The organism is Microcystis sp. M061S2 (genome assembly GCF_020245605.1).
Lineage (GTDB): Bacteria > Cyanobacteriota > Cyanobacteriia > Cyanobacteriales > Microcystaceae > Microcystis.
Map to the genome: position 1 here is coordinate 1 of NZ_JADBUP010000031.1, position 22,846 is coordinate 22,846.

Genomic DNA, 22,846 nt, shown 5'->3' on the forward strand with positions numbered 1-22,846 from the left:
AAGATGTATTTTAAAGGTAGTTGGGTAAAAATCAGCATTGGCCTCGGTAGAGGCAAAAAATTACACGATAAACGCGAAGATTTGAAACGTCGTCAGGATCAACGGGATATGGCGCGAGCGATGAAGCGTTAACCAAGACACTTATCGGACTGGCAAAGGTCTAGGTAAGAAACGATCGGGTTTTGTTACAGTTGAACTGTATTAGGCTCCTTGCGGCCGTCACCATCCCCCTCACTTTGGGTTAAAATTTATGTTAAAACTCTTGACAAAAATAATTAAATATGCTAAGGCACCCGCTTTAATTGCTCTATCTTTAGCTGTGGGTGCGGGGATTATTTTACCAAAAATAACTTTAGCCAATGGCAACCCCGGCCTAACCATTTTTAGTGGAGTCGATCGCAAGGATATCTTAGATTATTTCTTGCAATTTGGCGGTCGTCCCAAGCAAATGGATCGTTATAAACTCTATATTCCCGCGAAAAAACTCTCCCAAGGGGCTTCAGCTTTTTTTATTTCCTATCCCGATTATTTTAACGGCCAGTTTGACACCAATAAAATCGAGGTACGCATCAACGGCAAATCTTTACCTTTAAAGGAAGTGGTTTGGGATAAGGATAGTCGCGTTATTCAAATTGTCCCCGAACAAGCGATCGATCCCACCAGCAAAGTTGAAATCGTCATGTCTAATGTCAGAAATCCCGAATTAGGCACTTATTACTTTACCTGTGATGTGATTGCCTCTGGCAATATTCCCGTCCGTCTCTACGTTGGGACTTGGATTGTCAGTATCGAACCTTAAGTAGGGTTTGCGGCAAAAAGTTTTTCGTGGGGGTAGGGTGTGGGGTGTGGGGTGTGGGGTGTGGGGTGTGGGGTGTGGGGATAATAAATAAAAGCTGCCTTCTGCCTTCTGCCTTCTGCCTCCTGCCTTCGTTAACGGGGATAGGGAAATGGGGGAATGGGGGAATGGGGGAATGGGGGAATTTAACTAAAACCCCAAAACCCTAACACCCTCTCAGTCTGAGAAAAAGTCAACCAAAGTCAACTATTTGCCTCCGAGTTGCTAAAATCTGAGTAGTTTTCACCTATAGACTCGTTGGCTGGGGAATTTTCTTCGGAGTTTGAGTTTTTGCCACTGCCTTTGTGAGAATTTTTGCCCCCTTCCCGTCCGATAGCTGCCATGTGGGCGCGATCTCGGCTAACCGCTTCACCACCTTTTCGTCCCGCTTCGCGAGCCTCTTCGGAGGTAAATTCGTGGGCTGTACCTTTTTGATGAGCAGCTTTACCACCTTTACTAGCGATTTCCTTTTGTTTAGCTTGATCCATAGAGGCAAAACCGCGTTTACTCTTACCTGTCATAATATCTCTCCTTGTGAATGCTGATTTTAAAAGTTCTTAAAGACTTATGCGAGATTTTTAAAACATCAAAATCATGATCCTGTCGCTGGACAAAACATTGAGATTGCCCCGCTTTTTTCCTCTAAGAACTATGGATTCCCATCTAGGATCATAACTCATTAGCTTGACTTCTAGGGAACTAATTACAGCAATCAAAGGGCATATTTTATGTTAAAAAATATTAAGCAAATCGAGCATTTATCAGTCTAAAGATATAGAAGTTATCTTAATGGTGAGGTACAAAGGTTGCCTTTGGAGGAGTCAGTTATCAGTTATCAGTTATCAGTTATCAGTTATCAGCTTTTTTCTCCCTGCTCCCTTCTCCCCACTTCCCCACTTCCCCACTTCCCACTGAAAAGGCTGCCATACAGCCTTTTTTGGGTGTGCGGGCAGCCTAAAGCGTGGTTTTTGGGGATTTAATCGGAAAAAATTAGGGTAAGACTTGGGTTTTTTCGATCAACCATTTATCTCCTTGCCGTACCAAATCATAGCGCAGGTTCAAGGACTCATTATAGGAACGATTGACAATTTCCTTGCCATTATGGAAATACATGGCCTTTTCGTTGACTATCGCTTCCACCGTCGCTAAATTAGGATTTTTCACATTATTAGTAACCGAGCGCACATCCACTTGATGATCGTAGCGCCAATAATTATTTCCTTGTAAAGCCGCCGCTCGTTTTTGCCAAATTTCTAGGGCCGAACCTGTTAAAACCTCTTTCAATTGCTCTTTTTGGTGTTCACTGCCAAAAGCGGCCGATTTTGCTTCTAACCAAGCTTGAATCGTCTCCTTTGCTGTTTCCTTGTCCAAGGGAATCCCTTCCATCACTTCCGCATTAGCCGAGGGAATTTCTAGTATGGGAGTATTTAAAGAAATCGGTAACTGTTCCCCTTGCAAGGCTGCCAAAGGAGATTGACTATCGACAATTGCCTTTACCCCCAAGGACAAAACCGCGATTGTTCCCACTAATCCTACCCCCAATATCGCCACTCGATCGAGTCGCAGTTTTCTGCGGGCTGGTCGTCTCCGTTTCGGTGCGACTACGGCAGTTTTTGCCGTTTCTAGGGCTGCCGGCCCGGAGTTGCCTGCTGCTTGGTGGCGCGGGCGACTAGGACGACGACGGGGGGGATTAAGTGCCGGTTGAGGATCGGCTGCTGTCACCACCACACTACCCTGAGTATAGGGGGTGAGAGTTTCCTCCTGAGCGGTGGCTCTCAGGGCAGGTACAGCAGTGCTTGTCCGCTCACCGTTAACTCTAGCTAAAGACGGTTTTTGGGGACGAGAGTGGGAAGAAGAATAAGCAGATTCCCTCATCGGTGTCGCTCCTGGCACTGGGTTTAAATGGGTGGGGGGGGTGTGGGTTTTGAGAACATTTACTTCCGATTCTAAGGGTTCGCCAGTCTTTTCTCGAACCGACCAGGCAACTTTTTCGTCAGGAAAACCTGACAATTCTTCTAAATAATTTTGTACGTCTTCCTCGGCAAAATACTCTTTGAGTGAGGCTTTCCGCTCGACTAAATCACTAAAATGGCAGAAAACTTCTGTTTGTAACCAACGCTCACCGTAACGACATAACCCGGGTAAAAGATCGGCAGATTGCCCGGATTGTTCCTTAATATAATTTAATATTTCTTGCTCTTGACTTTTTTCTAAAATTGTGCTTGCTCGTTCCGTCTGACCGAGCAGTAGGGCGCAGATCGATCGCTCTAGGGAGACATCCTGATGTTTTTGTAATTGCTGTAGGCGCTCGCTGGCTGCGACAATAGCGGCGGGTTGTTTTTGGGCGAAACCGCGGGCAATCAAGGCATAGACCAGCAGGTAATTACCCACTGCCGAGGGGCGTTGTGCCTCTTTCGCCCAGATTTTCTCCTGTTCGTCCTGAGTTAAATAAACCCGTAACTGTTGAATAAAGCGTAAAAAATTATCCACCCCCAACCCAGAGCGGTCATCGCCCTGGCCATCGATGCCGCCGCGAGCGGCCAACATCTCCTCCAAGAGATTTAAGCCGCGCTGACGGGCAAGACTAGGTTTTTTTTCTTGGGATAACAATTCCAGTATCCGGTAGGGACGCAGGCGATCACAATCATGGCGAATCTCGCTGGCCACTTGCGGGAACATTTCTTCTTGTTCCAACCAAGTCAGGGCTTTGGCCGCGGTGCTGGCCGCCTGTTCATAATTTTTATCCTGCCAATATTCCCGACTTAATTCCCCGTAGGCCAAAGCCAAGGTTAAGATCATGTCTGGGCGAGTAGTTGGCTCTAAATCTAGATAAGTTTCGGCCAAACGAATCACTAACTCGTATTCTCCCAACTCTTGCAGGATGAGCAAAGCTCCCACCAGATCGGCGGGGGCAATGGTAATCTGGGGAGTGGGATATTCCGGCGAAGCCGCGGCCGCCTCGCCACCCTGAGAATCTAGGTTTTCGGCGGTGCTTTCTGGGTTGAGAAGCAAGGGATTGGGGTCGAAAAATTGGGCATCGTAATCACGACGGCGATCTGGCTCACTTAACACTTGGTAAGCTTCATCTAACAAGTGCTGACGGGCGATGATCGCTGTTTGACTGTATTCTTGACGTGGCAATTGCCGTCCCCGGTCGGCGTGGGCCAAATCAATTTGCTCGGCACTCACCTGAAAGGGGATTCCCAATATCCTGTAGTAGTCGAGAGGAATGCGCACGGTTAGCTGTACCTCAACTCTGGAGAGTCCTTAGTAAATTAAGTGATGTAAGTGAGAGCGGAGCGAGTAAAATAACAAGATACCATCTTATCCTAGCCAATCTCTGACTGACTAAGATTAGATTTGAGAGAGAAAATACCAAGAACCCCTTGGTTTAAGACCAAAAAATTCACTGCCAGAATTCTCGAAAAATCTACCGCTTCCTCTCCCCTTGCCTTTTTGTTGTCTAAATGATACTACAGACCCTATGATTTCCGAACGTACTTTACCAACCTTTAATCCTGCTTCCATCATTATTACCAAAGCTGAAGGTCTTCGCCTATACGAAGATATGGTTTTGGGGCGGATGTTTGAAGATAAATGTGCCGAAATGTATTATCGAGGCAAAATGTTCGGTTTTGTCCACCTCTACAACGGTCAAGAAGCGATATCTAGCGGTATTATTAAAGCCTTGCGTCAGGGAGAAGATTACGTTTCTAGCACCTATCGCGATCACGTCCACGCCCTCAGTGCCGGAGTTCCCGCTCAAGAGGTAATGGCGGAGTTATTCGGCAAAGCTACCGGCTGTAGTAAAGGACGGGGCGGCTCCATGCATATGTTTTCCGCCGAACATAAGCTTTTAGGGGGTTACGCTTTTGTGGCCGAGGGGATTCCCGTCGCAACCGGGGCGGCTTTTCAAAGTAAGTACCGTCGCGAAGCTATGGGTGATGCCAGTGCCGATCAGGTAACGGTCTGTTTCTTCGGGGATGGGGCGAGTAATAATGGCCAGTTTTTTGAGTGTCTGAATATGGCCGCTCTCTGGAAGTTGCCGATTATCTATGTGGTGGAAAATAATAAGTGGGCGATCGGTATGGCCCACGATCGAGCCACTTCTCAACCGGAAATCTATAAAAAAGCCAGTGTTTTTAGTATGGTCGGTGTGGAAGTGGACGGTATGGATGTGGTCGCCGTTCATGCCGCCGCCAGAGAAGCCGTGGCTCGGGCCCGCGCCGGTGAGGGACCGACTTTAATTGAGGCCTTAACCTATCGTTTCCGGGGTCACTCTCTGGCAGATCCCGACGAGTTACGCAGTGCTGACGAGAAACAATTCTGGGGCGAAAGAGATCCGATCACTCGCTTTGCCGCCTACCTCTACGAGCGAGAGCTGGCCACGAGAGAGGAATTAAAAGAAATCGAGCAGAAAATTCAAGCTGAAATCGAGGAAGCGGTTAAATTTGCCGAATCTAGCCCCGAACCCGATCCTAGTGAACTAACTCGCTTTATTTTCGCCGAAGACGAGTAATTTCAGTGATCGGTGATCAGTGATCAGCTGCTGAAGGCAAGGGGCAACAGGTAAGAGACAAGAGACAAGAGGCTCTAAAAAAGAATTTGGCAATTCTCCTACCTAAAAAGAAGGTTAGAAACTAAGTAGATCAAAGCTTTTAGCTTAACCAATTAGGTTTTAGATGCGGTCGAGTTTCTTCTTGACTAATCACTGTTTACTGGTTACTGATCACTGATTACTTAAGGTATTCTATGAGGGGGAGTAGAAAAATCCCGCCTCGAAGCTGGTTGCTGTTGAAAAAATCCGTAAAAAATAGTTGCGCTCTTGTATAATTCGCTAAAATCCAGAGAAATAGCTTTTGCCATGGCGACTACAGAAGCATTGAACCCCAGTCAGTTCTCACTCTTAACCAACCTCACCGCTGATCGTTCAAGTTCACCCAACCCACAACAAGAAATGGACAAAGTTATCATTCTCGTTAATGCCGAAGCTCAAGCCAGTGGTCAGATGTCTCGGCTATCGCCCGTTACCGAAAAGATGGTGATTGCCTTAAAAAATGCGGTTCCTAAATCCTTGGCGGTGGAGGTGACGGGGACGGCTTCTTTGTGGTCAAAAATGGAGTCGGGTAAAACCAGCCAGAATAATTTAATCTGGTGTCCCTTAACAATTCAATTACCCAATTGGGTGAATTTTCCTGGTAAAAAAGTTTATCAAGCTTGTCGGGATATCGAGGAAAGACGCACTTGGGTTGCCCATACCCTGCACTATAAAACCAGTCAGGGAGATTCTTCTTTTGGGGATCTTTGGTTGCCGATCACGGTGACATCTAAGGGTTTAGAATACGGTGAGGTAATCGGAGAAGGCATGATCCCCAACGCCTACAGTCAACCGATTAGTCTGGAAAGAGAGAGTCTTAAGTCTTTACATCGGCTGGCAGCGCAATTACTGGATAATTTACAGGCTCCTTCTTCTGTTTATTTGCTGCAGTTTCGTCTGGCTCATCGAGAAGTGGTTTTTGATCGTCTCTGGCCTTTTCCTGCCGCACCTGCGATCGCTTCTCTGCGCGGTCAACAGACGGATCTCTATGCAGCCTACTGGAATTGTTTACGTCGGCAAGCAATGCTCGACCATTCCTTGGCAATTTAATCCAGTAGCAGAGAAAAACTGTCTAACTTTGGCCACAACAGCGATCGATCCCTAAACTATAGTCATTTCAATTAAGATTGAGAATATCAATCCCAGAGTTCATCAGGTTTTTGTCGGTCTAGAGTGTATCAGACTTATCTGAAATGACTATATCTAAAATTAAATCACTGACGGCGTTAGCGATCGGCTGGTGTGGGGAGCGGGGAGCAGGGGACAAGGGGAGAAGGATATTGTTTGAAGGTGGGATAAGATGCGATCGCCAATGGAGAAGCAAGGTTTTTGAGCCACTAGCTTTCAAAATCTTGCACCTGTTCCGCTAAAAAAGCTCCAAAACCCTTACTTCGTCTATATTGCACGTTTATTAAGCCAAGCCTAATTATTGGTGCTGCCCAAGAAATCGGCCTCCCTTTCATTGCTGCAGTTTAAATGCAATGCAGCTTAGCAGTAATCTATTAAGTTGACAAAAGCGATACTTTGGCAGAATATTTAGCGTAGCAGCCGCCATAAAAACACGGCTTTTGTCCGTTCAATCTCTCGAAAATGCCGAAATATTCGCTAATTATTCCGATTTATAACGAGGAAGAAACCATTCCAGAACTCTATCGTCGTGTCAGTGCCGTCATGGATAGTTTAGATGATTCTGTGGAACTGATTCTGATTAATGATGGCAGTCGGGACCGGTCCTTAAAATTAATGCGGGAACTACAGGAAAGAGATGCTAGGGTCTGTTACATTAGCTTTGCTCGTAACTTTGGCCATCAGGCAGCAGTAACAGCGGGACTCAATTTCGCTAGGGGTCAAGTTATTGTTGTCCTCGATGCCGACTTGCAAGATCCACCGGAATTGATTCCCAAAATGATTGAGTCTTGGCAAGCAGGTTATCATGTGGTTTACGCCCAGAGAACAAAACGGAAAAAAGAAAGTTGGTTTAAACGCCTAACTGCCTACGTTTTCTATAGATTGCTGCGACAATTAGCCGACGTGGATATCCCTGCGGACACGGGGGATTTTTGTCTGATGGATCGTCAGGTAGTGGACCTATTAAATTCTATGCCAGAACGGAATCGTTATATTCGCGGTTTACGCGCTTGGATTGGTTTCCAACAAACTGCTGTTAAGTTTGAGCGGGATCCCCGGTTTGCTGGGGAAGTCAAGTACACTTTTAAAAAATCCCTAGCTTTAGCGATTAATAGCTTGGTGTCTTTTTCTAAGATTCCCCTGCGTATTTCCACTTATTTAGGCTTATTTTCCGCTTTAATTGCCCTGTTTATGGCTTTACTGGTTCTCTACTGGCGCCTGCAGCAACCCGACTCTCCCGTTACCGGTTTAGCTACTATCTTGATCGCTGTGTTTTTCTTGGGTTCGGTACAATTGATCGGTATTGGCATATTAGGGGAATACATCGGGCGAATTTACGAAGAAGTTAAAGGCAGACCAGCCTATACGATCGCTGAGATCGCTGGGTTGGAAATCAATTAAACTTTCCCAACAACTATCAATTAATTCTTGTCGATTGATGACCTACGGACAAATAAACTTATGATGGATCAGAGAAAATATTTACCCGATCGATTGGCCGCTAATTTCGGACAGTTTTTGATCATTGCTATTTTATTAATCGGAATTGGCCTACGATTTTTCAATTTAGAGCAAAAAGTCTATAGTGCCGATGAAGTTAGACGTATTATGCGTTTTTCGGGATACACGATTCAAGACGTGCGGGAGCGGGCTTTCAACGGTGAAATTATTGGCAGGAAAGACCTACAATATTTTCAACATCCTCATTCCGAACGCTCTCTATCCGATGCCTTGCGCTCTATGATGAGGAATCCAGAACATCCTCCCCTATACAATTTGTTAGCGCGCTTCTGGATGCAGTTAATCCCCATCGAACATTCGGCCAGAACTTTCTCGATTTTCTTAAGCATCCTAGCCATTGCTTGCCTTTATTGTTTATGCCTAGAATTGTTTGATTCTTCGCTAACGGCCTCGATTGCAATCGCTTTATTCGCTGTTTCTCCCCTTCGGATACTTTCGGCACAAAACGCTACCCAATATAGTTGCTGGACAGTGACAATTATTTTATCAGGAATTGCTCTTTTACGAGCAATCCGTAAAAATACGCTTAAAAGTTGGCTCTGGTATAGCCTCAGTTTAGCCTTGACTTTTTATACTCATTTATTTTCTGCTCCCGTCGCCATCGCCCAAGCTTTATATGTGATTCTTCTAGAGAGATTGAAAATTACAAGAACAGTTGTTAGCTATGTATTGGCAGCTGTTGGCAGCTTAGTTTTATTTAGCCCTTGGCTATTCGTGATTTTTACCAACCTAGACAAAATTGATCGCAACACCCAATACTATCGACAGTTTAAGACTAATATTATCCAAATATCTCAAACCTTATTCCGTCATACTGGTCATGTATTTGTGAATTTCTTTCACCGCAAAGGAAGATTAGAATCGGCTTTACATTTATTAATATTATTGTTAGTGGTTTATTCTCTTTACTATCTCATCCGATACGCATCGCCGAAAGTTTGGTTATTCCTCATAACTTTGATTGTTGTTCCGACACTGTTTCAAATTGTACCTGATTTATTAAAACCATCGATCCGCTCCCTACAAGCCAGATATTATATGCCGGCTTTTCTGGCAATCCGGATGGCTATATCCTACCTGATTGCCAGTTATATCGGCTCAAAATCGCCAAAAAATTGGCTGCACTATTTAGGACAACAAATCTTGCTAATTTTGCTGCTACTAGGTATAGTATCATGTGTATTTCTGGGTTTAAATCCTGATGCGGCTTTAGATGATCAACGAGCTACAGCCAGTGGAGCTAATCTAAAAATCGCCCCTGTTGTAAACTCCATGACCAAGCCGATAGTCATCAGCGATAATACCCCTAGTTTCTTTTTGTCATTATCCTATTTAGTTAACGATCAAGTTAAGTTTCAATTATTTCAGGATGGCGATGTGGAATGCTGGCGGCAAAAACTCAATCTCAAGGAATTAGCCCAAAACTATAGTAATATCGTCGTGGCACATCCCGAAGAAGATTTTGTTAACTTCTTAAATGAGCAGTACCCCATTCGTACAAAAAAATTAGCAGAGCAGCTAATAGAAATTAAACTCCAATAGCAAAGAAAAACTGTCTAACTTTGCCCACAACAGCGATCGATCCCTAAACTATCTAAAATTAAATCACTGACGGCGTTAGCGATGGCAAATTCACTATAAAAACTTTCGCGAAAATCAAACGCTTGCATCTCGGTAACGATCGCAATCACCAAGTTACCGAGATCGTTTTCCCCTTCCAAACGCTGACGCAGAAAAATTTGACTAGCACGTTCAGCGATAGTTTCATTAATAGCTTCGGGAATAAATTCCGCATCTAACCAACGATGTAAAGCGGTGCGCAGCCAAGTTTGTTCCTGTTGGGGATTTTCGATCGGTGGTAAAGTAATCGGCGGAATTGGTGGGGGATGATCAGGCATAATTAGAGAATGATCAGGCTACGAGACTGAATTCTTGGGGGGAGTCGTGGATACCGCCTCTATTATACAAGGATACGCACGCGGTTACTTTCTCATGGCCGATGAGGGGGGGCGATTGGATTGGTATTCTAGTAAAAATCGCGCTCTTATCCCTCTTGATCGGCGTTTTAGGTATCCCAAGTCCCTAAAACGAGTTTTGAATCAAAATCGCTTTAGCGTGGCTATTAACCGCGATTTTGCTGGGGTTTGTGCCGGTTGTGCCGATCGCTCCCTGACTTGGATTTCCCCAGAGTTAATGCAAATCTATCAGCAATTACACCAGGCCGGTTGGGCCTACAGTTTCGAGACGTGGCAAGGGGATCAATTAGCGGGGGGGATTTTAGGTTTAGCAATTCGCGGGGTTTTTATCGGGGAATCGATGTTCTATAAAATTCCCGATGGTTCTAAGGTAGCCATGGTCAAGTTAGTCGAACACCTCAGAGAACGGAATTTCTGTCTATTTGATGCCCAAATGCAAAATCCCCATCTGGCTAGATTTGGGGCCTATACTATCTCCGAAAAAGAATATCATCCCCTACTTGAAGGCGCTCTGTTGAAGCATTGCCATTTTGTTTAAGTATTGTTTCCGATTGTGGCAGTCATCTTAATAGTGAGGTACTAATTTTTCGTTTTGGGGGGACAGTCGTCACGATTCGGTCGTCAATAGCAAATTAGACTATACTTCATCTTTAAGAAAAAAGCTGTAAGAATCGACCTCGAAAATGTCTTGACCATCGAACCCGATTCGAGGTATTCTATCAGGGTAGATCAGACAGTAATGAAATTCAGATTTAAATTGGCAATGTTAAACCAGTTAAGAATTCTAATTGTTGATGATAATGAAGTAGATCGGATCGCCGTGCGCCGATTCTTAAGAACATCGGAGATGGCGATAGAAATAACAGAAGCCGCTGACTATCAAGAGGCTAAAGAAAAGATGTCCAATAATCTTTTCGACTGTATGTTTATCGATTATCTTCTACCCGATCGAGATGGTTTGACTTTGGTGCGGGAAATTCGGCAACAGGGACTTAAAATACCCCTAATTGTCTTAACCGGTCACGGAGACGAAGGAATTGCCGTAGATATGATGAAAGCCGGTGCTTCCGATTATCTGAGTAAATTTCGTCTTTCTGCCTCGCGCTTAAATCAAGCGATGCGAAACGCCCTACGCATCTATGAAGCGGAACAAGAAGTGGCGATTGCCAAACAAGAAAAAGAGCAATTGGCTAGACAAAAAGAAGATTTTGTTTCGAGGATGACCCACGATTTGCGAACTCCCTTAGTGTCTGTCAATCACATATTAGAACTATTTCAAGAAGGTTTATACGGTGAGATTACTCCCGAAATGAGTCGAGTCATTCATGTGATTATTCGCAGTAATCAAAATCTCTTGGAAATGGTTAATAATCTTTTGGAAGTTTATTGTTATGAAAACGGCGAAAAGATACTTAATTTTACTAAATTAAAGATTATCGATATTCTCGAAGAAGTCTGTCAGCAGTTAACTCCCCTTGCCCGAGAAAAAGGACTAGAATTAAGCTTAAATGCCGAAAATGCCGGGGAAATTTTCCTAACTGGCGATCGCTTGGAACTGCGGCGCGTTTTTACCAATCTCATCGGCAATGCGATTAAATTTACCCAAAAGGGTGATGTGAAAATTCATCTCATCCCCGCTACAGAGGAAGATACTTTTGTCACCATTGTCGTCGAGGATACTGGTATCGGCATTTCAGCAGAAGAACTACCCCGGATTTTTGAGCGCCTGTACTCCGGTTCCCCGGACAGTTCCAACAATGGGTTAGGACTTTATCTCTCCCGTCGCATTATCGATGCTCATGGGGGAACTATTGCCGTCACCTCAGAATTAGAACGGGGTAGTAGCTTTTCTGTCCGTTTACCTGTCTAGAAAGATCGATAATAGAAAAAATACTTTCTGCCGATCGGTCACTGTTAATGGCTTCTAATTGGGATATCTTGTTAATACAAGCGGCGCGTCAGGGCAATCTCGCGCGGGTTCAAGCTTTACTGAGTCAGGGGGCAAATGTCAACGCCACTGATGGGCAAAATACTACGGCTTTAATCTATGCCGTGCAGGGGGGTCATAGAGAAATTGTGGCAATTTTGCGAGAATTTGGGGCTGATATCAACAAAAGTAAACAACCCCAAGGTTTAAGCCCTCTCATGTTAGCGGCTGCCCTCAATCACAGTGAAATCCTTGCTCAATTAATCGCCGTCGGCGCTAATGTCAATCAGCTCAATCAAGATGGTACACCAGCACTAATGATCGCCGTTTATAAGGGTCATACAGCGATCGCAGAACAGTTATTAACCGCCGGTGCTCGGGTCAATATGCGCGATCGGGATGGAGATACGGCTTTATCTGTAGCGATCAGACAAAATTACGCCGCAATTGTCCGTTTACTGCTCGATAGTGGTGTAGATGACGAAATACGTCAAGAAGCTTGGTTACAGGCTCTCACCGCCAATTGCCCAGAAATCCTCGAATTGTTTATTACCCGTGGTATGCCCCTCGATTCTCCCACTTTATCCGGGGAAACTCCCCTAATTTTGGCTGTAGAGAGGGGAAATCTCGGCAGCGTGCAAACTTTACTGCAAGCGGGAGCAAATCCAAACATCAGCACGGAGGAGGGAGAAACTGCCCTCATGATCGCCGCTGCTGAGGGATATTTCGATATTGTCCGACTTTTACTCGCTAAGGGGGCTAGTATTGACAATCAAAATCAGGCTGGGGAAACGGCTCTGCATTTAGGGACGATCGAAGGACATCTAGAGATCGTCCAGGCCCTAGTACAAGCCGGCGCTTTTGTCAATCACCGCAACCATTTTGGTGATACACCCCTGATCATCGCCACGGTGCAGGGATACGAAGCGATCGTTTTAGAATTGTTAAAACAGGGGGCGGAGCCTAACCTAACTCAGCAGGGAGAAACACCGTTAACTTTAGCTCTACAGCGCAAATTTACGGAAATCTGCCGTTATCTCCTCGACTACGGGGCTAATCCCAACGCCGTTTATCCCGATGGCAAAACCGTCCTCATGAAAGCTTGTGAGGGCAATAATAGTCAACTGGTGCGCCGGTTAATCGATATCGGCGCCGATGTCAATAAACTCGATTTTAGCGGCGCTTCCCCTTTAATGTGGGCGAGTTATCACGGTTGTCTCGACACGGTTAAAGTTTTGTTAGACGGGGGAAAGGTGAACTTAAATCAGAAAAATCAAGGGGGAATGACCGCTTTAATGTTAGCTAAATTTAATCACCATCAGGCGATCGTTTCTTTATTAAAACAAGCGGGAGCGATCGAGTAAGCTGCCCGCGAATTTAAATTGCTTGTTGAGATGAGGCTGCGAGGCAGGAGATAGGGTGGTCACTGCGTGCGCGTTGCGGGGGGTGTTGGGGTGTTGGGGTGTTAGTTGAAATTCCCCCACTTCCCCACTTCCCCACTTCCCCACGAGAAACTTTTTGCCGCAAACCCTAGATAGTCAACAGCTTACCATGACCACGGTGATATTATCGGAACCGCCAGCTTTTTTGGCCGCTGCCACTAAATTCTCGACAATTTCCTGACAATCAGCACCGGTTTGCAAATAATCGCTAATTTCCTCGTCGGACACTTCTTCCGTCAAACCATCACTACAGAGAATTAAACTATCGCCGGATTGCACATCGAGGGGAGATACCGTCACTGGGGGCAAATCGCGACGACCAAGGCATTGAAATAAAACGTGCCGCCAAGGGTGGTTTTTCGCTTCTTCTTCGGACATATCACCCATTTTTATCGCCCTAGCTATCCAAGTATGATCTTCCGTCACCTGTTCTAATTTTTGCTCACGAAAGCGATAGAGACGGGAATCACCAATATGGGTGTACCAAGAGCCATCATCTCGGAAGATAGCCATGACTAGGGTTGTCCCCATGTCCTGTCTTTCGGGATTTTTCAGTTGATCTTCAATAATCTTCTCGTTAGCGGCAGTAATTGCCTCCTGCAGCAATTCCCCGGCAGCCAGGGGCGAATGCCAGTGTTCTTCTAGATGAGCTTGGATAGTTTCAGTGGCGATTTGACTAGCTTCCTGGCCTCCCGCATGACCCCCCATACCATCGGCAACGATAAAAAAGCGCCGCTCGGGGTCGATATAATAACTATCCTGATTAACCGATCGCACTACACCAGGATCGGTCAGTCCTCCAAAAGAAAGATTGTTCATCGAAATTTCTGCTGCTAACACAATATTTATTATCCCGCGATCGATTACATCATACGATCCTGACGTTCAATTTTTCGCCAAAGTCTCAAGAGGGCTATCCCCGGAAGCAGGGAAATCGCCATCGGCACTAAAGTTAACCAACCAAAACCACTGACAAATAGAAGCGTCGCTGAGATAAGCAAAGCACTTATGAGTAAAGTATAGTTGGTTCCCATTTGAATCATACCCAATCGCCGCAAAAGTCGATCGGATTCGCTGGAACGTACCCGAACACGGATATCACCCCGTTCTAATTTTTCGATCGTATCATCGATGCGTCGGGGTAAACTCAGGGCGGTGCTGCTCACTTGGGCCGCTTGCCGTCCTAACTCATCGAGGATATTACTGCCATTATTTCCTGTCATATCATTTACTAATTGCAGGGCAAAAGGTTGGGCCACTTCCATAAAGTTAAATTCGGGATCGAGTCCTTTGCCTACCCCTTCCAGCGTAGAAAATGCCCGCATGACAAAGGTAAAGGTAGCGGGAAAGCGAAAAGGCTGATCGTAGGCGATTTCATAAAGATCATCGCTGATAGAGGCCACGGATTGCTCCTCAAAGGGTTTATCCATGAAGTTATCGAGCATATACTGGATCGAGCGCCGCACTGCTCCCATATCACCATTAGCAGTTAATGCTCCTAAATCTACCAGAGAAGTGACCACGCGATCGGCATCTTTTTGGGCAATTCCCAAGAGAGTCTGCATTAATTTTTCGCGCACGTTGGTTTTAATTTGTCCCATCATGCCGAAATCGTAGAAAATTAAGGAGCCATCACTATCAACGGCGATATTGCCGGGGTGGGGATCCGCGTGAAAAAAGCCGTTATTGAGTAGTTGAATTAGATAGGCTTTTGCCCCCAGTTTAGCCAACAATTTGCGATCGAGTCCGGCCGCTTCTAGGGCCTCATAGTGACTGATTTTGATGCCAGGGAGATATTCTAGGGTTAAAACTTGGGGAGAGGTGTAGCGCCAATAGACTTTTGGTACTTTTACCCAATCTTCCCCGCGAAAATTACGGCGAAAAGTGTCGGCGTTACGACCTTCGTTGAGATAATCGGTTTCTTCCCAGAGAATTTTACAGCATTCTTCATAAATTCCCGTCCAATCGCGACCTTTACCCCATTTGGGATGATTTTGGAAGTATTGGGCGATTTTTTTCAGGATAGCCAGATCGATACTAAATAATTTTTTCAATCCGGGCCGTTGGACTTTGACCACCACATCTTCCCCGGTGTTCAGTTGGGCCCGGTGAACTTGCCCTAAACTAGCGGCTGCCAGGGGAATAGGATCAAAGCTTTTAAAGAGTTGATTGAGGGGTTTACCGAAGGATACCTCGATAATTTTGCTGGCCTGTTCGTAGGTAAATGCGGGAACCTGATCCTGTAGTTTCGAGAGTTCTTCCACATATTCGAGGGGAAAAAGATCGGCGCGAGTGGAGAACAGTTGACCGACTTTAATAAAAGTCGGTCCCAATTCTAGCATGGTTTCCCGAATCCAAGCGGCCTGTTTTCTGCGTCTGCCGGCGAGTTTTTCTTGGCTATAGCCGCCGTTATAGCTCCATTTTTTACCGTTGAGCCAGAATTGATAAAGTACAGTCAGAACGAATCGCCAAATATCTAGACGACGACGATTGATGGAATAGCTTTCTCGATTCCAACGATAGCTATTTTTGGCGACTTCGAGGGCCGGCATTGCTGGGTTTAACTCTGGGGTAACGGGGACGGGTAGAAAGGCTGACACGCAATTTTTGGGGCTTTAAAGCGACTAAAAGAGGGTTTTGGGGTTAATTACGGTGGTTTTTTAGTTCTGAGCGCAATTGGGCGATTTCGGCCCGCATTTCGTCGATGTTTTCCTGCACATCGGCACTGGAGGAACCACCGGACTCTGTACCAGTATATACTCCCTTTTCCATGGCTTGATCGGCTCTCATTTGCACTTCTTCGACGAATTGCCGCAGGTTTTCCCGTTGTTCGGCATCAAATTTGCCTAATTCGCTTAAAGCGTTGGTAAACGCATCTTCTAGCTGTTCACCGATCACTTCAGCGATCGCTCGTCCGAGGAAAAAGGCGTGAATAACGGGGTTAGTCATAATCTTAAATGGATGTTTTCGCTTCGGGGTTTGTGGACGGGAAAGGCGATAATAGATTCCCTAACTACTAGGTTAGGCGACAGAACCGGAAAAGGCAAATCGTTTTTCTGAAAACGGAGGTGAGACGGGGAGGTTAATCGACAAAATTAGGGGAAAGAAAAGGCTCTAAGGGAGCAGAATCCGGTTTGATCTCGTCGAGAATTATCGCTGAAATCAACCCGATTCGCGAAATAATATTGTCATCAACAATACCATCCCTGGAGAGTTAAGATGCTCAGAAAACGTTTATTAATCCCCTTAATCTTATCCCTAGTCACTTTCGGTCTAGTGGTGGCCTGCAATTCTGGCACTCCCACTGGTCAAACTAACCCCAGTCCCGCAGAAAACGCCGGCACTGCTGCTATTCCCATCGGTGCAGCTTTAGCCCAAACTAGCAATCTCGCCCTATTGGGACAGGAACAGGTGATCGGTGTCAAGATGGCTGAAACATATTTTAATAAAAAGGGCGGAGTCAATGGAACACCGATTAAAGTTATTATCCAGGATGTGGCCGGGGATGAACAGGGGGCGATCAACGCCATTAATACCCTGATCACCCAAGATAAGGTGGTGGGTATTCTCGGTCCCTCCCTGTCCCAACAAGCTTTTGCCGCTAGTCCGATCGCCGATCGAGCCAAAGTTCCCATTCTCGGCCCCTCTAACACGGCTAAAGGTATCCCCCAGATCGGTGAGTATGTGGGTAGGGTGTCCGCTCCTGTGGCTGTGGTTGCTCCCAATGCGGTTAAAACCGCTTTAAAAATCGATCCCAAGATTAAAAAAGTGGCTGTCTTTTTTGCCCAAAATGATGCTTTTAGTAAATCGGAAACGGAAACTTTTCAAGAAACCCTGAAGAGTTTAAATCTCGATATTGTCACCGTGCAGAAATTCCAAACCACCGATACAGATTTTCAAAACCAAGCCACCGCCGCTATTAATATGAAACCAGATTTAGTGGTTATTTCTGGTTTGGTTGCTGACGGGGGCAATTTGGTCAAACAGTTGCGACAATTAGGCTATCAGGGGTTAATTATTGGGGGCAATGGTTTAAATACTTCTAATATTTTCCCGGTTTGTCAAGCTCAATGTGATGGCATTATCATTGCTCAAGCTTATAACCCGGAATTAGATAGTCCTATTAATCGGGATTTTGTCGCCGCTTATACCGCAGAAAATAAAAAAGCACCGCCCCAATTTACCGCTCAAGCTTTTACGGGAATTCAAGTTTTTGTCGAGGCCTTAAAACGGGTAGATGATAAAAATAAACTCAGTACACTTTCCCTCGAACAAATTCGCCAACAATTAAATCAGGAAATTTTAGCGGGTAAGTATGTGACTGTCTTGGGAGATATTGCTTTTACTCCCGAAGGGGAAATCATTCAGGATAAATTCTCCGTGGCACAAATTAAAATGGATGCCGATGGTAAAAATGGTAAATTTACTTTTGTGGAAAATTAATCAGTAAAGGGTTCTTCTCATTTCTATCTCGTTGCAAGGGATACCCTTGCAACGAATTTCCAGAGGTTCTAGCTTTTGTGTAATCCTAAATCCTGTTTAAAGTATTCAAGAATGTTAAAGTCGAGTCCAAAATCAACATAATCCTGTTCTGACTTGCAATGTTCTATTCAATTAATTTCTCATAAAAGAAAAATGTAGGTTGGTTTTCACTTTCTTCAGAAATTCTTCTTAAGTTTTAGTTTACCCTAATTATTGCTCTCAGCTAGTTCTGGAATTTCTGGCGATTATTAGTAGTGAAATTTACAGGAAACAATAACAATTTCTTCATCAGACACGCTATAGCGGTGTGCAGTCGTATGAGGTACAGTGTCACGAGCTATAAACCATGCTAGGCAAAGCTTGGTTTGTATCTCACTCAAGCGCTTACCGCTATATAAACTAGGCGATGTTCTTTTGTAATGCGTCGTGACCACAATCCTGATAGTTCATGTTTTAATGCTTCTGGTTTTCCTAATCCAGAAAAAGGCTCTCTTTGAACATCTTTAATCAGGCTGACAATTTTAGCGTCAACTTTTTTATCTGCGATCGCTCATAGATTAAACTCATCAAAACTTCGGGTTAGAAAGGCGACTTTCCTCATAAGTTAGCAGCATCTACATAAACATAACTATCAGGATTTTTCAGGGATTCTATTGCCTCTTGGAGATGTTGACGGTTAGCTTCTGTGGAAAGCAGATAGTCCGTTTCATCCATTTCAGCAGCTTCTTTAATCAACAAAATCGCTTCGACAACTGTTCCTTCTGGTAAGTCGAGGGGAGGTAAACTAAGTTGACCATTTTTGATGATTGTTTGGTATTTTAGTGCATTCATATACTTTTACTATTCTTGAGATTTTATTGATTATAGCAGTTTCAATGATAACTTGGCTCTTCTCGTTTCTGTATAGTCTTACCTCGTTGCCAGGCGGTCCCTTGTAACACACTTCCAGAGGTTCTAGTTCTTGTGTAACCCATCAGGGAAGGGAGGGAAACACTCCTTCCCTTGTCCCTAGTGTTGAGAATGTTAGACATAGATAAACAGGCGATTTGGCGGGAAAACTGCGCTCGCTGTGGGTTAATCCGGTTAGAAGCGGGTCAATTCAGCCAATATAAACAGAATTTTGCCACAAAAGGAGTTATAGATTTAGCTAAACAGGTTTTATTGCTGTAACTGATGACCACAGCTACTACAAAAGCGATCGGTTGCCGCTACTTTTGCCCCGCATTGACTACAAAATCGCGTTTTGCTGACGGTTTTTGCGTCTCCCATACTCATTTTCATATCTCCCATTTGCATTTCCATGGGGGTAAAATTCATCGACATATTACCCATTTTCATCGGTTGCATCGGTTGCATCGGTTGCATTGGTTGCATTGGTTGCATCGGTGAGGAGGAGAAACTGGTAGCAGTGGTCGATTGAGAGGACTGAGAAACTCCAGAGGTATGAGGAGAGGAAAAACCGATACTGCTTCCTTGAATTTGGATTCTGTGGGGTCCGGTTTCAGTGATAATTTCAATAATCGCCCCTTGGGGAATTATCTCTATTTGGGGTTCTTTTGTCCAAACTCCCGTAGCAAAACTACTGCTAGACTGCTGTTGTTGTCCCACAGCACCACTAGCGAGGGTTACAATCGTCTGCGGCCCTTGATTATCGAGATAGAGACGTTGTCCTGTGGGTAATTCACTATAAATAGCCATATTTTTGACAGTGAAAAGTAAAAAGTAAAAAGCTAGTTAACACCCCTAGGATCCAGTCTAGCGAGGATAAAAATGTTAGAGGATTTTCTTAAGAATTTTATCGACAAAAAAAGGGCGGTTTAACCCACCCTCACCATGTCTCAAGAAAACAAACTTTTTAACGGACGCTACCGGCTAATTTATCGACCCGAATCGGTTTCATCAGGTACAATTTGAGGAATTGCCAAGCATTAGAGGCGAAGATAGGCAATTTCTTCAGGAATTTAACCGGTGCGGCACTGTTTTCGCTATCGATCGCCCGTAATCCCTCGTTATTGCGAACACAAATCTCTAGGCGATCATAAAATTCAGGACTATCCACATCGAGAACAATCGGGAAGACGCGGCCGGCGGTTTCATTGGTCTTCTCGATCACATACTTATCGTACTCGCGAGCGTCCAAACCGAGAATGGCGTAGAAACCAGAACGCTGAGTATCATTGAGATACATCGTAGCGAAGACCGAAAGCAGGAAGAAACGACACCAGAGACGAGCGCGCCAATCATTAAGAATATCAGGCTGCGCACGCATGATCGCATCAAAGAAGTCCCCGTGACGGTTTTCGTCTTGACACCAATTCTCGAAGAAGTTAAAAATCGGATAAACCCGATCTTCGGGATGTTGTTCGAGATGACGATAAATGGTGATATAACGCCAATAACCGATTTTTTCGGAAAGATAGGTGGCGTAGAAGATAAATTTCGGTTTAAAGAAGGTGTAGTTACGGCTTTTGGTTAAAAATCCCAAGTCAAGGGAGAGGTTAAAATCCGATAAAGCCTTATTAAGGAATCCAGCGTGACGCGCTTCGTCCCGGGACATGAGGTTAAAGCATTCTGCGAGAACGGGATTTCTGTTTTTTAAACGTCTGCCGAGTTCTTTGTAGAGAAGAAAGCCGGAAAATTCGGCCGTGCAGGATCTTTCCAGAAATTCCACGAATAAGCGACGAGTTTCGCCATCAATGTGATCCCAAGAGCGATCGAATTCTTGATTGCGAACGAAGTGATGCCGGTTATAATCGGTACGGAATTCCTCTAAAATCGCTTTCAGTTCTTCCTCGTTAGCGGCGATCGACATTTCCGCCATCGCTTCAAAATCAGTGGTGTAGAAGCGGGGAGTGAGGATCGTTTCTTTAGCGGGAACTTTTATACCCGGACGGATTTCCTCGAATTCTGGTTTTTGGATCGTGCTGACCATAGGGATTATTGATTTTACTCTGGGATGATGATTGAGACGAGTAAAGGCTTTGACTTGATAATGACGAGCCGTGAAAAAACGGCTAGGATTCACTATAGCAAGCTCTCAGCCCTAGACTCCCTTCCTGTTCATTAAAAGTTACAACTCTTAATTAAGCTGTGTAAACAAACGCGGCTTTTTCCCTGGGAGTCTTGACAAATGTTCGGAGATGTGGGGTTTGTTCAGTGATCGGTAAACAGTCATCGGTAATCGGTGAACTGAAAACGGCTCTCCCAGGTTTGGTGGATAAAATGTATTCTAAGATACATTCCTGCTAGCTAGGGGGTGGAGCGAACCACAGAGACACAGAGGACACAGAGATCGATCGCTTCTATGGTAAGTTAAGCTGACCACACAGAACCTAGAAGAGCCGAAATGATTTAGATGAGTCAGCAACCCCCTCAACCTCTTTCAAAGCCAGATCCGAATCTTCCAGAACTCAAAACCAAGACGGGTAAAAGAGCAGAGCGCTTGTTGCTGAACGTTTGGGAACCCCTAGATGTTTTAGGTCGAGGGTTAATGGGGGATTTATGGAGAGCCGTTTATCTCTCGGTACAAGATGCGATCGCTCTTAGTATTTTGTTACAACTTCCAAGTTTCATCGGTCGTGTCATTATCGGTAAAGACTTTTCTGGTTTTGACGTATGCCTGCAAGAAAACCCGTTGGGCGTATCGCGCTATGCTTGTTTTATAATCATCACATCTGACTTTTGCCTATGGATTATTCTAGCCGGTCGAATCATTGGGCGCTTCTGGGTAGATCTGCGTGGATTAAAAGGAGGTAATAAGCATGGCTCAGGGAAATCATAATGAATTAAATCTCTATGAAGAGGCTAAGGCTGGTTTATTTTCCTTAGTTCAGCAGACTGTGGCTGTATTCATAGGTTTTGTCCTCATGTTACTATTTGCTGGAGGTGCTCCTTCAAGTTTTGTCATAGCACTAAGCTTTTGTCTTGGTACTGCTTTTGTGGCTTGGAGTGAACAGAAACGAGTAAGAAATTTGAAAGCAGTTGACTCATCCATTCCGCCAAAAGAATCTGAGACTGCAAGTATAGTAACAGAAGAACGATCTAACAAAAATTCAAGTACTTTAGATATTCAAACCCTGCGTCAACAAAGGCTTTTGGAAGACCTAAAGATACTAGAAGAACAATTAATGACTACAAGTTCTGTACCTGATAAATTTCGACTACGTGAACAGATTAGAAGTCTAAAGAGCGAGATTGGGAGTTTTCTAGGAGGAGTAAGATTAGGTGTTGAGGGAGACTATTACAATGTTAGTCAAGCTACTGCTGTTGGCAAATATCGATCTGACAACAACACATTCGTTCAATTAGATCAAAAGCAGACTCTTGCTGAGGCGGCAGCGGAGATTCAGCGTCTTCTCAAACAGCTAGAACAAACTAATCCAAGCGTTACTGAAGCTGAAAAGGTGGCTTACGTGAGTGATGAAACCACTCCTAGTTTCAAGCGTCGTGTTGTCGGTGCGTTACAAACGGGTGGTGAAGCTGCAATTGAGGAGTTTTTGGACAATCCGTATGTCAGTGTTGGTAAGGCTGTTCTCAAAGATTGGATGAAGCCAAAATGAGTTCTATGCAGGCAACATAACAGGAACGTTGGGCGGATAAAAGTATGAATAACACATTGCCATCAGCAAAATCAATTCCCAGTGCGATCGCCGTTCTTGTAGGGTGCGTTCCCTAATGTGACTCCTACTGCTCCACCGATCGATTTTTGGGGAACGCACCATGTACATTTATTGAAACTGTGGGTTAGAGTGCGATGCCGCTCTGGTGGTCTCAGTTGAGGAATGTTAGCGAAGATTCCCAATAGACATCTCCAAAAATTTGTAAGTCAGTCACAGCAAGGAAGACAGGCAGATTAGACCAAGAGTCAAAATTAGCTCTAAAAACCGATTAATCAGGGTTTTAAGAGACAAAATCGAATTTTGACGGAAAACTATGGCT

Annotated in this window: 23 protein-coding genes; 13 read left to right on the plus strand and 10 right to left on the minus strand. The window is 44.7% G+C overall.

What is annotated here, in order from left to right; translation table 11 throughout:
* Together IM475_RS06245 and IM475_RS06250 are read left to right on the plus strand one after the other, a co-directional pair.
* Nucleotides 1-132 (plus strand): SsrA-binding protein (locus tag IM475_RS06245; RefSeq protein ID WP_287727028.1); only part of this gene is annotated, 132 nt, incomplete at its 5' end.
* Nucleotides 133-250: 118 nt separating this feature from the next.
* Nucleotides 251-799, plus strand: a complete 549-nt coding sequence (locus tag IM475_RS06250; RefSeq protein ID WP_002761049.1) for a DUF2808 domain-containing protein — start codon at nt 251-253, stop codon at nt 797-799.
* A gap of 239 nt (nt 800-1,038) precedes the next feature.
* On the opposite strand, the gene IM475_RS06255 is transcribed toward IM475_RS06250, so the two are convergent.
* Together IM475_RS06255 and IM475_RS06260 are read right to left on the minus strand one after the other, a co-directional pair.
* Nucleotides 1,039-1,356, minus strand: coding sequence for a KGG domain-containing protein (locus IM475_RS06255; RefSeq protein ID WP_287727015.1), 318 nt, complete (start codon nt 1,354-1,356; stop codon nt 1,039-1,041).
* Nucleotides 1,357-1,825: 469 nt separating this feature from the next.
* Nucleotides 1,826-4,072, minus strand: coding sequence for an IMS domain-containing protein (locus IM475_RS06260; protein WP_287727016.1), 2,247 nt, complete (start codon nt 4,070-4,072; stop codon nt 1,826-1,828).
* Nucleotides 4,073-4,319: 247 nt separating this feature from the next.
* Between IM475_RS06260 and pdhA the strand changes: the two genes are divergently transcribed.
* The 4 genes from pdhA to IM475_RS06280 all read left to right on the plus strand — a co-directional run bounded on the left by pdhA (nt 4,320) and on the right by IM475_RS06280 (nt 9,623).
* Nucleotides 4,320-5,354, plus strand: a complete 1,035-nt coding sequence (pdhA, locus tag IM475_RS06265; protein ID WP_287727017.1) for a pyruvate dehydrogenase (acetyl-transferring) E1 component subunit alpha — start codon at nt 4,320-4,322, stop codon at nt 5,352-5,354.
* Nucleotides 5,355-5,699: 345 nt separating this feature from the next.
* A complete protein-coding gene (locus IM475_RS06270; RefSeq protein ID WP_287727018.1) occupies nt 5,700-6,482 on the plus strand; it encodes a hypothetical protein in 783 nt (260 codons plus the stop codon).
* Between the two features lie 540 nt (nt 6,483-7,022).
* The gene (locus IM475_RS06275; protein ID WP_287727019.1) at nt 7,023-7,961 is read left to right on the plus strand and encodes a glycosyltransferase family 2 protein; all 939 of its coding nucleotides are present in this window, start codon (nt 7,023-7,025) and stop codon (nt 7,959-7,961) included.
* A 60-nt stretch (nt 7,962-8,021) separates the two neighbouring features.
* The gene (locus IM475_RS06280) at nt 8,022-9,623 is read left to right on the plus strand and encodes a glycosyltransferase family 39 protein (RefSeq protein ID WP_287727020.1); all 1,602 of its coding nucleotides are present in this window, start codon (nt 8,022-8,024) and stop codon (nt 9,621-9,623) included.
* A 14-nt stretch (nt 9,624-9,637) separates the two neighbouring features.
* On the opposite strand, the gene IM475_RS06285 is transcribed toward IM475_RS06280, so the two are convergent.
* Complete coding sequence (locus IM475_RS06285; RefSeq protein ID WP_004160341.1) at nt 9,638-9,979, minus strand: DUF8822 family protein; 342 nt, start codon at nt 9,977-9,979, stop codon at nt 9,638-9,640.
* Between the two features lie 34 nt (nt 9,980-10,013).
* Between IM475_RS06285 and aat the strand changes: the two genes are divergently transcribed.
* The 3 genes from aat (at nt 10,014) to IM475_RS06300 (ending at nt 13,348) form a co-directional block, all read left to right on the plus strand.
* Nucleotides 10,014-10,595 carry a leucyl/phenylalanyl-tRNA--protein transferase gene (aat, locus tag IM475_RS06290; RefSeq protein WP_287727021.1) on the plus strand — a complete coding sequence of 194 codons (582 nt, stop codon included), beginning with the start codon at nt 10,014-10,016 and terminating at the stop codon, nt 10,593-10,595.
* Between the two features lie 201 nt (nt 10,596-10,796).
* Entirely contained in the window at nt 10,797-11,927 is a 1,131-nt protein-coding gene (locus tag IM475_RS06295; RefSeq protein ID WP_223213034.1) for a hybrid sensor histidine kinase/response regulator, read from the plus strand.
* A gap of 20 nt (nt 11,928-11,947) precedes the next feature.
* Complete coding sequence (locus IM475_RS06300; RefSeq protein ID WP_353737440.1) at nt 11,948-13,348, plus strand: ankyrin repeat domain-containing protein; 1,401 nt, start codon at nt 11,948-11,950, stop codon at nt 13,346-13,348.
* A 174-nt stretch (nt 13,349-13,522) separates the two neighbouring features.
* Here IM475_RS06300 and IM475_RS06305 read toward each other — a convergent pair whose 3' ends face one another.
* The 3 genes from IM475_RS06305 to IM475_RS06315 all read right to left on the minus strand — a co-directional run bounded on the left by IM475_RS06305 (nt 13,523) and on the right by IM475_RS06315 (nt 16,375).
* Nucleotides 13,523-14,245: a Stp1/IreP family PP2C-type Ser/Thr phosphatase gene (locus IM475_RS06305; RefSeq protein ID WP_287660040.1), complete on the minus strand. Its 723-nt coding sequence runs from the start codon at nt 14,243-14,245 to the stop codon at nt 13,523-13,525.
* A gap of 44 nt (nt 14,246-14,289) precedes the next feature.
* Nucleotides 14,290-15,978: an ABC1 kinase family protein gene (locus IM475_RS06310; protein WP_287727029.1), complete on the minus strand. Its 1,689-nt coding sequence runs from the start codon at nt 15,976-15,978 to the stop codon at nt 14,290-14,292.
* Between the two features lie 91 nt (nt 15,979-16,069).
* The gene (locus IM475_RS06315) at nt 16,070-16,375 is read right to left on the minus strand and encodes a DUF6825 family protein (RefSeq protein ID WP_287660021.1); all 306 of its coding nucleotides are present in this window, start codon (nt 16,373-16,375) and stop codon (nt 16,070-16,072) included.
* A gap of 270 nt (nt 16,376-16,645) precedes the next feature.
* On the opposite strand from IM475_RS06315, the gene IM475_RS06320 reads away from it, so the two are divergent.
* Nucleotides 16,646-17,869 (plus strand): ABC transporter substrate-binding protein, encoded by a 1,224-nt coding sequence (locus IM475_RS06320; RefSeq protein WP_287727023.1) that lies wholly within the window; start codon nt 16,646-16,648, stop codon nt 17,867-17,869.
* 415 nt (nt 17,870-18,284) lie between these two features.
* On the opposite strand, the gene IM475_RS06325 is transcribed toward IM475_RS06320, so the two are convergent.
* Together IM475_RS06325 and IM475_RS06330 are read right to left on the minus strand one after the other, a co-directional pair.
* On the minus strand, nt 18,285-18,455 hold the full coding sequence (locus IM475_RS06325; RefSeq protein WP_287727030.1) for a Txe/YoeB family addiction module toxin: 171 nt from the start codon (nt 18,453-18,455) through the stop codon (nt 18,285-18,287).
* 50 nt (nt 18,456-18,505) lie between these two features.
* Nucleotides 18,506-18,739: a hypothetical protein gene (locus tag IM475_RS06330; RefSeq protein WP_287727024.1), complete on the minus strand. Its 234-nt coding sequence runs from the start codon at nt 18,737-18,739 to the stop codon at nt 18,506-18,508.
* 189 nt (nt 18,740-18,928) lie between these two features.
* Here IM475_RS06330 and IM475_RS06335 point away from each other — a divergent pair, with 189 nt between their 5' ends.
* Nucleotides 18,929-19,078, plus strand: coding sequence for a hypothetical protein (locus IM475_RS06335; protein ID WP_287727025.1), 150 nt, complete (start codon nt 18,929-18,931; stop codon nt 19,076-19,078).
* Here the strand turns inward: IM475_RS06335 and IM475_RS06340 are convergent.
* Nucleotides 19,067-19,606, minus strand: coding sequence for a zinc ribbon domain-containing protein (locus IM475_RS06340; protein WP_287727026.1), 540 nt, complete (start codon nt 19,604-19,606; stop codon nt 19,067-19,069). The genes IM475_RS06335 and IM475_RS06340 overlap by 12 nt on opposite strands.
* A 157-nt stretch (nt 19,607-19,763) precedes the next feature.
* Nucleotides 19,764-20,840 (minus strand): magnesium-protoporphyrin IX monomethyl ester (oxidative) cyclase, encoded by a 1,077-nt coding sequence (gene acsF / locus IM475_RS06345; RefSeq protein ID WP_002738012.1) that lies wholly within the window; start codon nt 20,838-20,840, stop codon nt 19,764-19,766.
* Between the two features lie 423 nt (nt 20,841-21,263).
* On the opposite strand from acsF, the gene IM475_RS06350 reads away from it, so the two are divergent.
* Together IM475_RS06350 and IM475_RS06355 are read left to right on the plus strand one after the other, a co-directional pair.
* A complete protein-coding gene (locus IM475_RS06350; RefSeq protein WP_172963183.1) occupies nt 21,264-21,689 on the plus strand; it encodes a hypothetical protein in 426 nt (141 codons plus the stop codon).
* Nucleotides 21,670-22,467: a hypothetical protein gene (locus IM475_RS06355; RefSeq protein ID WP_287727027.1), complete on the plus strand. Its 798-nt coding sequence runs from the start codon at nt 21,670-21,672 to the stop codon at nt 22,465-22,467. Before IM475_RS06350 ends, IM475_RS06355 begins: the two co-directional genes overlap by 20 nt.
* Nucleotides 22,468-22,846 lie beyond the last annotated feature (379 nt).